12 protein-coding genes are annotated in these 12,075 nt (G+C 30.3%); 7 read left to right on the top strand and 5 right to left on the bottom strand.

The window, feature by feature from the left end; translation table 11 throughout:
- Window positions 1–91: 91 nt before the first annotated feature.
- The 5 genes from ttcA to WHD07_RS02690 form a co-directional block, all read right to left on the bottom strand.
- On the bottom strand, window positions 92–925 hold the full coding sequence (gene ttcA, locus WHD07_RS02710; protein WP_343329947.1) for a tRNA 2-thiocytidine(32) synthetase TtcA: 834 nt from the start codon (window positions 923–925) through the stop codon (window positions 92–94).
- Between the two features lie 78 nt (window positions 926–1,003).
- Window positions 1,004–1,693: a M949_RS01915 family surface polysaccharide biosynthesis protein gene (locus WHD07_RS02705; RefSeq protein ID WP_343329946.1), complete on the bottom strand. Its 690-nt coding sequence runs from the start codon at window positions 1,691–1,693 to the stop codon at window positions 1,004–1,006.
- A 124-nt stretch (window positions 1,694–1,817) separates the two neighbouring features.
- On the bottom strand, window positions 1,818–2,396 hold the full coding sequence (locus WHD07_RS02700) for a DUF4411 family protein (RefSeq protein WP_343329945.1): 579 nt from the start codon (window positions 2,394–2,396) through the stop codon (window positions 1,818–1,820).
- Window positions 2,396–3,493 (bottom strand): ImmA/IrrE family metallo-endopeptidase, encoded by a 1,098-nt coding sequence (locus WHD07_RS02695; RefSeq protein ID WP_343329944.1) that lies wholly within the window; start codon window positions 3,491–3,493, stop codon window positions 2,396–2,398. The genes WHD07_RS02700 and WHD07_RS02695 overlap by 1 nt, the downstream gene beginning before the upstream one ends.
- Window positions 3,494–3,918: 425 nt before the next feature.
- Complete coding sequence (locus tag WHD07_RS02690) at window positions 3,919–4,812, bottom strand: IS1595 family transposase (protein ID WP_343328482.1); 894 nt, start codon at window positions 4,810–4,812, stop codon at window positions 3,919–3,921.
- 429 nt (window positions 4,813–5,241) lie between these two features.
- Here WHD07_RS02690 and hisG point away from each other — a divergent pair, with 429 nt between their 5' ends.
- The 7 genes from hisG (at window position 5,242) to hisA (ending at window position 12,019) form a co-directional block, all read left to right on the top strand.
- Entirely contained in the window at window positions 5,242–6,099 is an 858-nt protein-coding gene (gene hisG, locus WHD07_RS02685; protein WP_105048795.1) for an ATP phosphoribosyltransferase, read from the top strand.
- 292 nt (window positions 6,100–6,391) lie between these two features.
- Window positions 6,392–7,675: a histidinol dehydrogenase gene (gene hisD / locus WHD07_RS02680; protein WP_343329943.1), complete on the top strand. Its 1,284-nt coding sequence runs from the start codon at window positions 6,392–6,394 to the stop codon at window positions 7,673–7,675.
- 103 nt (window positions 7,676–7,778) lie between these two features.
- Window positions 7,779–8,840, top strand: coding sequence for a histidinol-phosphate transaminase (gene hisC / locus WHD07_RS02675; protein WP_343329942.1), 1,062 nt, complete (start codon window positions 7,779–7,781; stop codon window positions 8,838–8,840).
- Window positions 8,841–8,935: 95 nt separating this feature from the next.
- Window positions 8,936–10,075, top strand: coding sequence for a bifunctional histidinol-phosphatase/imidazoleglycerol-phosphate dehydratase HisB (gene hisB, locus WHD07_RS02670; RefSeq protein WP_343329941.1), 1,140 nt, complete (start codon window positions 8,936–8,938; stop codon window positions 10,073–10,075).
- 76 nt (window positions 10,076–10,151) lie between these two features.
- Entirely contained in the window at window positions 10,152–10,733 is a 582-nt protein-coding gene (hisH, locus tag WHD07_RS02665; protein ID WP_343329940.1) for an imidazole glycerol phosphate synthase subunit HisH, read from the top strand.
- Window positions 10,734–10,897: 164 nt separating this feature from the next.
- Window positions 10,898–11,278 (top strand): RidA family protein, encoded by a 381-nt coding sequence (locus WHD07_RS02660; protein WP_105048791.1) that lies wholly within the window; start codon window positions 10,898–10,900, stop codon window positions 11,276–11,278.
- 3 nt (window positions 11,279–11,281) lie between these two features.
- Entirely contained in the window at window positions 11,282–12,019 is a 738-nt protein-coding gene (gene hisA / locus WHD07_RS02655) for a 1-(5-phosphoribosyl)-5-[(5-phosphoribosylamino)methylideneamino]imidazole-4-carboxamide isomerase (RefSeq protein WP_343329939.1), read from the top strand.
- Window positions 12,020–12,075: the final 56 nt, after the last annotated feature.

Here is a 12,075-nt window from a genome sequence, read left to right as displayed (position 1 = left end):
TTTTTTATTATTTTAACTTAAAATTATAATTTGAGCTAAACTGTAAAAAATGATTACTTGTTGAAAATTAGCGTGTTGCTATTTTTTTAAGTTATTCTAACAAAGAAGTTTCGGGTATTTTAGGTTCTAAATTGTCAAAATCATACAATTTTTGATCTAAAAGATGAGAAGGAAATACGTTTTGTAAAGCATTCATCATAATGGCATTTCTATTTGGGAATTCGGTTTCCCAATCGGTAATCATTTGTTTTACTTTTTTACGTTGCAAGTTTTCTTGCGATCCACATAAGTTACAAGGTATAATAGGGAAATCCATAAAGTCGGCATACGCTTCAATATCACTTTCTTTACAAAAAGCCAAAGGTCTTAGTACAATTAAATCTCCTGCATCGTTTTTAAACTTTGGTGGCATGGTTTCCATTTTACCAGAGAAGAAGAAGTTTAAGAAAAAGGTTTCTATAATATCATTTCTATGGTGTCCTAAAGCTAATTTATTACAACCTAAATCTTTGGCTGCTTCATACAAGGTTCCCCTACGCAAACGAGAGCATAAACTACAGGTTGTTTTACCTTCTGGAGTTTTGTCCATTACAATTTTGTAGGTATTCTTTTCTATAATTTTATAATCGACACCTAAATTATGTAAATAGGTGGGGAGTACTTCTACCGGAAAACCAGGTTGTTTTTGATCTAAATTTACCGCAACAATTTCAAAAGAAATAGGCGCTACCTTTTGGAAATACAATAACATGTTTAACATTGCATAACTGTCTTTTCCGCCAGAAAGACAAACCATAATTTTATCTCCTTCGGCAATCATTGTAAATTGCTGAATAGCTTCTGCAACGCCACGCTGTAATTTCTTTGTTACTTGTTTTTGGTTTTCCATGGGCGCAAAAATAGTACTAAAATCATTGTTATTCAATGAGTTTTTTGCGTTTCAATATTTTTTTTAGGATTGAGGGCAGAAGGAGCAAAAGATACACCGTGTTTATGATTGTTTTTAATTATCATCAATTTCTAATTCTTTGTTTTTCATAGCCTTTTCCCAGTTGTATGGAAAAATTCCGTGACCATTTACATGTATGTTTTTAATGATTGTTTCTACATTGGTTTGAATTTCGATTGGCAATTCGTAAAATTCTTTATCTACTTGCGTGTGTCTCTCTCCATCAAGTACTCCATTCTGATGTCTTATGGCTACTTTATTGTTCTTGTAATATATTATTATTTTTATTTTTCCATCTCCTGTATCGTTCATTCCGAAAGTTCCATAAATGATTATGGGGTCTGCAATACCATCTTTGTCATAGTCATTTATACTAAAATATTTCGTCCAATGAGAAATTGAATATTCGTCTGAATTAGGAACAATAAAATCGTTTAATTTCCATTGAATTTTGTAATTATTATTTTTAAATAAATAACAAAAAACTTTTATAGAATCATAACATTTTTCGCGTTGTTGGCACTCAATTTTATTTTGAGTCATTACCATAAAGTGTTTTCCAATTTTGTCAGAATACTCGTATATTCTGTAAATTGAATGATCTATTTTTAATTGTTTTTTAATACGCTCTGTAAAAATAGCATCAATTTCCTGTTGAGATAATTGTTTACTTGTTACATTCGGTTTTTGTCCAAACGAGAAGTTGTAAATTAAAAGAAATAATATGATTAAGGTTCTGTTCATTTTTTTAAAGGTTACCAACGTTTTTGCATTTACCAAGTGAGCTAAAAACAGCAATAAAGTTTATACGGCTTCAGTTAGCGTTTTTTAATAAAAAACTAAATTTAATGAAGAATAGCCTTGTTTTTTAGCTCAGTTCTTTGTTAGCACTGGTATTTTTAATTTGAACGTTGATTTTTTTATTGAATAACTCTATTAATTTAGGTAATCCAATACATTCAACATTTAATTCTTTACAAATCGAAGGGATTTTTTTGAATAATTTATTGTCATTATTAGAACTTGTTTCCTCAGTTACAACTGTGATTTGATTATCTAAAGTTTTTGAGATTTCTATTGATTTAAGAATTATTTTTGCATCAGCTGATTTGAGAAAATCATTTGTTAAAGATTCAATATCTGTTTCTGATAATAATCTTTTTTGGAATTGATTACAAAACTGATTATCTAATAAGTTATAAAATTTCCTAGTTGGAAGTAAACTTGCTGTTTTTGTAATAAATTGTTTGTCAATTATAAAGTCCAATTCTTTTGGAACGATTTTTTTTGAAACATAAGAACATTCTATTGATACTTCTGATAATAAGATAAATTCTCCGTCTCTAATTTTTTGTTTGAAAAAATCATAAATTACAGAATTATTATCAAAAGGTTTGTAGTATCTAACTAATGAAACCCAAGTGCTTGTATCAATTATAAACCTCATTAGATATATTTATCAATTTTTTCAGGTTTAATATTTAGTTTTTTACAAAAGTCATATTCATTAATAACTCCACCATATAATGCGGTTTGTAATGTGTTTACAAATAGTGGTGAGTTAATAGGTTTAGGAACCGAACCACCTTTTTTTATTCCTGAAATTTTATCTAATTCCTTTTTTTTGTTTTCTTCCTCTTTTTTCTTTCTATAAAGTTCTTCAAGTTCATTTTTGACATTGTTATAACCTTTATAAGAAATCTTTTTAGAAAACAACAATCTTGTATATAATGCTAATGTGCTTAAGTTCGTTTCTTTTGAAATTCTTTGAATTAAATCAAAATGATAATCATTTGATGAATCTGCTTTATTTAGACCTTCAATAGTGTTTGCATAATTTCCAACTAAAAAGAAATAAGAAAATTCATTACACCAATTTTCTATTTTACTTAAATCTTTTTGAGATATTGATTTAACATCAACTTCTTCAATTTCTTCTTCATTAAGTAAATAATGACCTAACTCGTGAATTAAAGTAAAGATTTCTCTTCTAAATGATTTTTGTTGTCGTTTTAAAACAATCACATTTGGGTTGAGATAAAAGCCATTAATATTTGCAGTATCTTTTTTATTCCAAGTTTCTACAAACTCAAATACCATTATATTATTTTCTGCAAATTTTGATATAAGTTCTTTTAAAAAATCTCTTAAAATTGGCGAAAACTCGTTCGGATATAATAAATTCCTAATTTCATGAGCTACTTTTCTAGGACTATCTTTTATTGAGAAAATTGGAATTTTTCTCTCAAATTGTACGTCAGATAGTTTAGATATTGCAGTTAATGAATTTTTTAAATCCTCAAACTGATTCACTATTTTCTTAGCTCCAATATTTAAGTCAGAATTGAATTTATCTTTTCTAAAAAAAATACTAGCATCTTTGTTTTCTGAAATTGGTCGAGGATTAATATAGTACTCAAGACCTTTATTGAAAACTTTATCAATTTTCTTTAAATGACTAATTTTAATTTCACTAGAGTATAAGTCATCCTTAGTTATTGGATTTTTCAGGCCTTCGCTGATTTTTTCCAATAACTCTTTCAAAGTTATTCTGTATAACTTTAGAAGATAATCTATTCGTGATGTGTTGTGTTCAATTGTCAAGAATCTTTCTAGTGTTTTTTCCTAAATGCAAATGTACATTTTTTTACTGAATTTTCATTCGTGTGTTACTTGTGTCTAACTAGTAATATCCTTACACCCCAAAGAAAACAACCAAAACTAGTTGTTCTTTTCAGTGCTTATTAATACATAAAGATTTAGAAAACGTCTAGCAATTTTATTTTTTCATCAATCTGTTTCAAATTTAGAGTATTTAAATCATATAAATGAGATATTTACAATCAACTTAACAACTATTGTCAACTTTTAAGGTTGATAACTTAAGCAATGTGCTATTTAAATGATTTTTTCATCAAGTTTACTGTTGTAGTAAAGCTATGCTGTAATAGAAATATAGAGGTCAGTAGTTAGCTACATATAATTTGTTTGTGGCTAACTTTTTCTTTTTTGACCATTTTAGTTATAAGATTATTGAATATTGTTGCTTTGCTTTGTGAACGGTTAATTCTAAAACAAAATTCATTAAAATATCTATTTATATTAGAATTACTTACCCAAGAATACGTTGTTCTTATCCATGATTTTACTTGATGAATCATAGTGTGAAGAGCTTTAAAATTCATACCATTATTACTTTCAATCTGTGTAATATCATAAACTTTTGCAATTGGTCTGTAACCTCTCCATTTATCGGTTATCACTTTAGCATCTCTGCTAATATGATTCACAAAAATATATTGAAGCGAACTTGCTGAAAAATCTTCGATTCTCATAGCATACATTCTTTTTACTTTTCCATCATCAGTTAACTCAACAGCAGTAATGGCCTTCTTTTTCTTTACGTTATAACTTCTGCCAACTTTCTCTTTTTCGCGTCCGCCAAGTACAAATTCATCAACATGAACAGTACCTGTCATGGGATTATTCCCACTGCTTTCCATAGCTTCTCTAATTTTAAGCATAAATAAACGAGCTGTCTTTTCAGTAACACTAAAACGAACTGAAACATAGCTTGCTGAAAGACTTTTAGTGCTTGTACTCATTTCAAAAACAATAAAAAATGCCTTTCTAATACCAAATTTTACTTTGTGAAAAAGTGTGTTTGATGTTGCTGATTCTTGATGAGAACAAATATTACAAGTACGTGAGAAATCTTTTCTTATCTGAGCTTTTTTATGGCTACATTTTACACATTGAAAACCATCTTTCCATTTAATATCTGCTAGATATTTCTTACAATCTAGGTCAGTCTTAAAACGGTCAGCAAACTCTAGAAGGTTTTGTCCCTTAAAAATATTCATTTAATTACTATATTTATTGACTTCTAAGATATGAATTTAAATACTGACCTCTATAGAAATAAAAAGAACAGATACAAATGCTTGTTTTATGAATTGAAAAACTAAAAAATTAAACAGATACTAAGAATTTGATAAATATTTCACATAATTATCTTTTTTATTAAAATCATTTGGTTTATTAAAAATTTAATTTAGATATTTGCATAGATATAAAAAAGACATGGCTTTTATTCAAAATCATCATCATCATTTTTACAATTGCAATCAAGCGATTTAAAAGTGTATTGAATAAAATCAAGATATTTATAAACCCGTTTGAGCAAATCAAACGGGTTTTCTATTTCTATATTTAGAAGTAATTCCGGTTTGATATCGGAATCTAATAAAATAATAAGAACCGTATTTGCTCAGGCATCAAACAAAAACAAAATGAGTAATTTAAGAATTGCAGTACAAAAATCAGGAAGATTAAACGAAGATTCAATGAGAATCTTAAAAGACATTGGTATTTCTATAGACAATGGTAAAGATCAATTAAAAGCATCTGCAAGAAATTTTCCTGTAGAAGTATTTTACTTAAGAAATGGCGATATCCCTCAGTATTTAAAAGATGGAGTAGTAGATGCAGCCATTATAGGAGAAAATGTTTTAATAGAAAAAGGAGCAGATATAGAGTTTGTAGAGCGTTTAGGTTTTTCTAAATGTAAGGTTTCTATAGCAGTGCCAAAAGAATCGAACGCAAATTCGTTACAAGATTTAGACGGACAAAGAATTGCAACTTCGTATCCAGAAACCGTTAAAAAGTTTTTGAAAGAAAAAAACATCAAAGCAGATATTCACATTATCAACGGTTCTGTAGAAATTGCACCAAATATTGGTTTAGCAGATGGTATTTGTGATATTGTTTCTAGCGGAAGTACTTTATTTAAAAATGGTTTAAAAGAAATAGAGGTTTTACTAACCTCAGAAGCAGTATTAGCTGTTTCTTCTAAAATATCAGCAGAAAGAAGAGCAATTTTAGAGAAAATTCAGTTTAGAATTCAGTCGGTTTTAAAAGGCCAAAACTCTAAATACGTATTGTTAAATGCACCTAATGATAAATTAGAAAATATATTAAAAGTGTTACCAGGTATGAGAAGTCCTACTGTTTTGCCATTGGCAGAAAAAGGTTGGAGCTCTGTACACACCGTAATTAGCAAAAACGAATTTTGGGAAATTATAGATGAATTAAAAGCCAACGGAGCAGAAGGTATTTTAGTGTGCCCAATAGAAAAAATGGTATTGTAAAACGTACGTCATTGCGAGGCACAAAGCAATCTGTGTTTTAAGTAAGAGATTGCTTCGTACCTCGCAATGACAGATAAAAATTAAAATTTGAATAATATTTTGGGCGTTTTAACGGGCTTTTCGCACTCGCTTTTTTTCTGAAAAAGAAAAAAGAGCTCAAACAAATGCTACAATCCCTAACGCAAATTGCAAGTTTGCAAACATACCGCAAGGTTTAAAGAACCTTGTAAGTATAAATTAAAAAGTAAAACACCTACAAGGTTTTAGAAATCTTACAGGAGAAATTTAAAAGATGAAAACAATTATAAACCCATCAAGAAAAGATTGGAATAAAATATTAGAGAGACCCACAAAAACGGTTGATGATATTGAAAGTATTGTGAACGATGTTTTTGCAGATGTTCAAAAAAATGGAGATGCTGCCATACATAAATACACCCAAAAATTTGATGGTATTTCTTTAGAAAATAATATTGTTTCTGTTGCTGAAATTAAAGAAGCAATTACTTTAGTATCTGATGAGTTAAAGCAAGCTATTAACGTAGCTAAAGAAAACATTACCAATTTTCATACAGCACAAAAAACAGCAAAAGTTTTTGTAGAAACCGCAAACGGAGTTTCTTGTTGGCAAGAAAAAAGACCCATTCAAAAAGTTGGTCTGTATATTCCAGGAGGAACCGCACCTTTGTTTTCTACAGTATTAATGTTGGCAATGCCAGCCCAAATTGCAGGCTGTAAAGAAATTGTATTGTGTTCTCCACCAAATAAAGAAGGTAAAATTCATCCAGCCATTTTGTATACAGCCAATTTATGTGGTGTTACAAAAATTATAAAAGTTGGTGGTATACAAGCAATTGCAGGGTATACTTTTGGTACAGAAACCATTCCGCAAGTGTATAAAATATTTGGTCCAGGAAATCAGTTTGTAACAGTGGCAAAACAATTGTCTACAAAACATGGTGTTGCTATAGATATGCCTGCTGGCCCAAGTGAATTATTAGTGGTTGCAGATGATTCTGCAAACGCAAGTTATGTAGCATCAGATTTATTAAGTCAGGCAGAACATGGCGCAGACAGTCAGGTTATTTTGGTTTCTACATCAAAAAAGATAATTGCAGACGTAGAAAAAGAAATCGAAATTCAGTTGGCTAAATTGTCTAGAGTAGAAATTGCTGAGAAAGCCATTCAAAATTCGAAGTCTATTTTTGTAGAAAGTGATGAAATAGCGTTAGAATTAATCAATGAATATGGACCAGAACACTTTATTGTTTGTACAAATAATAATGATTTTTACATAGACAATATAGAAAACGCAGGTTCTGTTTTTATAGGTAATTATACACCAGAAAGCGCAGGAGATTATGCTTCGGGTACCAACCATACCTTACCAACAAACGGATTTTCTAAATCGTATTCTGGAGTAAATTTAGATAGTTTTACCAAAAGTATTACGTTTCAGAAAATTACAAAAGAAGGGATTAAAACAATAGGAAAATCTATTGAGTTAATGGCAGCAGCAGAAGGATTAGATGCACATAAAAATGCAGTTTCAATTCGTTTAAAAGATTTAATATAGGTTATGAAATGTCATTCCGAATGAGGAATGAGGAGGAATCTTTATATTAGATTTCTCAATCGCCGAAAAGGCTCATTTCGAAATGACATTAGGAATATCAATTATGAAAACTAAATTTAACATCAATAGCCTAGTTAGAGAAAATATAAAATCTCTACAACCTTATTCATCTGCAAGAGATGAATATAAAGACGCCAATACTACAGAAATGATTTTCTTAGATGCTAATGAAAATCCTTTTGAAAACGGTGTAAATAGGTATCCAGATCCGCAACAGAATAATGTAAAAGATTTGTTGTCTGAGATAAAAGGAGTTGCTAAAGAAAATATTTTATTAGGTAACGGAAGTGATGAGGTTTTAGACTTAATCTACAGAGCTTTTTGTGAGCCTAATGTAGATAATGTAATTACATTACCACCAACCTACGGAATGTATAGTGTTTTGGCAAATATAAATGCTATTGAAAACAGAGCGGTATTGTTAGGCGATGATTTTCAGCCAAAAGTAAATAAAATCTTAAATGTAGCAGATGCACATAGTAAAATTTTGTTTTTATGTTCACCGAACAATCCAACAGGAAACAGTTTTACAGTAGAAACGGTTAGAGAATTACTTTTAAAATTTAAAGGTTTAGTGGTTATAGATGAAGCGTATATCGATTTTTCTGAGCAAAAAAGTTGGTTAGAAAGATTGGCAGAGTTTCCTAATTTAATCATTACACAGACTTTATCTAAAGCCTTTGGTTTAGCGGGTATTCGTTTGGGAGTTTGTTATGCATCCAAAGAAATTATTAAAATTTTAAACAACATAAAACCACCTTATAACGTAAACGAATTAAGTCAGCAAAGAGCAATTGCAAGATTGCAAAAAATGGATGAAGTTCAGAACGAAATTTCTCAATTAATCAGCGAAAGAAAACGACTTAAAAAAGAGTTAGAAAGCTGCGATAGTTATATAGAAAAAGTATATCCATCAGATGGTAATTTTTTGTTGTTAAAGGTAGACGATGCTACAAAGCGTTACAACCAATTAATAGAATATGGTGTGGTTATTAGAAATAGAACAAACCAACCTTTATGTAAAAATACGTTGCGTATAAGTGTAGGTATTTGCGAAGAAAATCAACGATTATTAAGAGCCTTAAAAGCTATTAAAGAACAATAAGAATCGCTAGCAAGGTTTTATACCTTGTAACGGATTTGACAATTAATAAAACAAACCTACAAGGTTTTTAAAACCTTGCAGGAAAACAAGATAAGATGAGTAAAAAAGTATTATTTATAGATAGAGACGGAACCTTGGTGTTAGAACCACCTGTAGATTATCAATTAGATAGTTTAGAAAAGTTAGAGTTTTATCCAAAAGTATTTCAATACATGGCAAAAATTGCTAGCGAATTGGATTACGAATTGGTAATGGTAACCAATCAAGATGGTTTGGGAACCGATAGTTTTCCGGAAGATACTTTTTGGCCAGCACAAAATAAAATAATGAGTGCTTTCGAAAAAGAAGGGGTTGTTTTTTCTGAAGTTTGTATCGATAAAACGTTTCCACATGAAAATGCCGAAACTCGTAAACCAAGAACGGGTTTGTTAACCAAATATTTTTCTGAAGAATATGATTTGGCAAATTCTTTTGTTTTAGGCGATAGAATTACAGACATGGAATTGGCTAAAAATTTAGGTTCTAAAGGGATTTTCTTATCAGAAAACCCAGATTTAGGAGCTGATGAAATTGAAACTTCTAAACAAGAAATTTTAGATTGTATTGCTTTAACAAGTACAGATTGGAAAGAAATCTATGAGTTTTTAAAGTTAGAAGATAGAGTTTCTGAAATTACTAGAAATACCAACGAAACTAAAATTTACATCAAACTAAATTTAGATGGTTCTGGTAAAAATGATATTTCTACTGGAGTAAAGTTTTTCGATCACATGTTAGATCAAATTGGTCGTCATGGAGCGATGGATTTAACTGTAAAAGTTGATGGAGATTTAGAGGTAGATGAACACCATACTATAGAAGACACCATGATTGCTTTGGGCGAGTTATTCCACAAAGCATTAGGAAATAAATTAGGCATAGAACGTTATGGTTTTTGCTTGCCAATGGACGATTGTTTAGCACAAGCAGCCGTAGATTTTGGTGGAAGACCTTGGTTGGTTTGGGAGGCTGATTTTAAACGTGAAATGATTGGAGATATGCCAACAGAAATGTTTTTACACTTGTTTAAATCGTTTACAGATGGCGCAAAATGTAACTTAAATATTAAGGCAGAAGGCGCAAACGAGCATCATAAAATAGAAGGTATTTTTAAAGCTTTTGCAAAAGCAATGAAAATGGCAGTTAAGAGAGATGCAAATAAAATGTTTTTACCATCTACAAAAGGAGTGCTTTAAAAAAGTGTTGAATTGTGAATTTTTAGTTCTGAGTGATTTTAACTTAAAACTAAACGCTAAAAATTAAAAACTAATTATGAAATTAGTAATTATCGATTACGGAGCAGGAAACATTAAAAGCATTCAGTTTGCTTTTAAGCGTTTAGGTGTAGATGCTATTTTATCAAATAATATTGATGAAATTAGAGCTGCTGATAAAATAATTTTCCCGGGAGTTGGAGAAGCAAGTTCAGCAATGCGAATGTTGCAAGAAAGCGGATTAGACAAAGTGATTCCGACGCTAACGCAACCTGTTTTGGGGATTTGTTTAGGAATGCAATTAATGTGTAATTCTTCTTCGGAAGGAAATACAAAAGGTTTGGGGATTTTTGATGTTGATGTAAAGAAATTTTCGAAGGCTGTTAAGGTTCCGCAAATGGGTTGGAATGTGATCTATAATTTAAAATCAGATTTATTTACAGGCATCAAAGAAAAAGAATTTATGTATTTGGTACACAGTTTCTACGCAGAATCTTGTGCTGAAGCAATTGCAACGACAGATTATGAAATTGAATATGCATCTGCATTGCAAAAAGATAATTTTTACGGAGTGCAGTTTCATCCAGAAAAGAGTGGAGTAGAAGGCGCAAAGATTTTACAAAACTTTCTCAATTTATAAATACAATGTCAGTTCGAGTGATTTTTGAGGAACGAAAAAATTGTATCGAGAACATTTTAAAAACATCTCGATACAATTTCGATAAAAAATCGAAATCACTCGATGTGACAACATCTAACAAAAAGACCCTAAAATAAATTTAGGGTAAATAATAAAAAATAATTATGGCAAGAAAATTAATAAGTTCAGGTTCTTCATTCGAAAAAGAAATGGGATATTCTAGAGCTGTAGTGCAAGGTGATTGGGTTTTTGTTTCTGGAACTACAGGTTTCAATTATGAGGATATGACGATTGCAGATGATGTTGTAAACCAAACAGAGCAATGTTTAAAAAATATTGAAGGTGTTTTAGAGCAAGCAGGTTCTAGTATGAGTAATATTGTACGCATCACTTATATTTTACCTGATGCTACAGAGTTTGAACAGTGTTGGCCTGTTTTAAAGAAGTATTTAGGAGAAGTTAGACCCGCAGCGACTATGTTTGCAGCAGGATTGTCTGATCCAAGAATGAAAATTGAAATTCAAGTTACTGCCTTAAATAAATAATCAATGAGAATAATACCAGCCATAGATATTATTGACGGAAAATGTGTTCGTTTAACAAAAGGCGATTACAATACCAAGAAGATTTATAACGAAAATCCGTTAGAAGTTGCCAAAGAATTTGAAGCTGCAGGTATCGAATATTTGCATGTGGTAGATTTAGATGGCGCAAAAGCGAGTCAGATTATCAACTATAAAGTATTGGAACAAATTGCTTCTAAAACCAATTTAAAGATTGATTTTGGTGGAGGATTAAAGTCTGATAAAGATTTAGAAATTGCTTTTAATTCTGGTGCAAATCAAATTACTGGAGGAAGTATTGCTGTTAAAAATAGCGATATTTTTGAAAGTTGGATTGAAAAATATGGTTCAGAAAAAATTATTTTAGGAGCAGATTTTTATCCTGATACAACAGGTGGAAAAATTGCAACAAATGGTTGGCAAGAAGAAAGTAGCTTAGAATTGATTCCGTTTATTGCTGGATATCAGCAAAAAGGAATTCAGTATATTATCTGTACAGACATTTCTAAAGACGGCATGTTACAAGGACCAAGTTTTGATATCTATCAACAGATTTTATCCGAAGTAAACAACGTAAAATTAATTGCTTCTGGAGGAATTTCTGCTTTTGATGAGCTTCCTAGATTAGCAGAAAATGGTTGTGAAGGTGTTATTATAGGAAAAGCGATTTATGAGAATAAAATTAGCTTAAAACAATTAGAACAATTTATATTAACAAAATAAATGTCATTGCGAGGAACGAAGCAATCTCTTAATTAATTGACAGATTGCTTCGTGCC

Source organism: Polaribacter staleyi, assembly GCF_038024045.1.
Classification (GTDB): Bacteria; Bacteroidota; Bacteroidia; order Flavobacteriales; family Flavobacteriaceae; genus Polaribacter; species Polaribacter butkevichii.
This window is presented reverse-complemented; position numbering and strand designations above follow the sequence as displayed.